The organism is Pseudoalteromonas luteoviolacea NCIMB 1942, assembly GCF_001625595.1.
Classification (GTDB): domain Bacteria; phylum Pseudomonadota; class Gammaproteobacteria; order Enterobacterales; family Alteromonadaceae; genus Pseudoalteromonas; species Pseudoalteromonas luteoviolacea_A.
The window spans coordinates 1-337 of the sequence record NZ_AUXT01000050.1 but is presented as its reverse complement, the minus strand read 5'-3'; the positions used below and the strand labels follow the sequence as shown (position 1 = coordinate 337).

Sequence of the window (337 nt, the reverse complement as noted above, 5' to 3'; positions counted from 1 at the left end):
TGCGGAAGTGGCGGAATTGGTAGACGCGCTGGATTTAGGTTCCAGTATCTTCGGATGTGAGAGTTCAAGTCTCTCTTTCCGCACCATATTCTCGATAAGAATCAAAATAATCAACTACCATTGTTGGAGTATCGCCTCGACACGAAGTGGAAGCGGTAAGGACAGAAGAGAGAGGTTTTGATCCCTCACTCATCCACCCCCAGAATCAAATCCTGGGTTCAACATAATTAGATTTGAAATAATCGTTGGAGTATCGCCAAGCGGTAAGGCAGCGGGTTTTGATCCCGCCATTCCCAGGTTCAAATCCTGGTACTCCAGCCATCTCTTTATGAGATAA

Annotated in this window: 2 tRNA genes; both read left to right on the top strand. The window is 46.0% G+C overall.

From position 1 onward, the window contains the following. Position 1: 1 nt before the first annotated feature. Positions 2 to 86 (top strand) — tRNA-Leu (locus N482_RS04015). Positions 87 to 246: 160 nt separating this feature from the next. Then, a tRNA-Gln gene (locus N482_RS04010) sits at positions 247 to 321 on the top strand. The last annotated feature ends 16 nt before the right edge of the window (positions 322 to 337 follow it).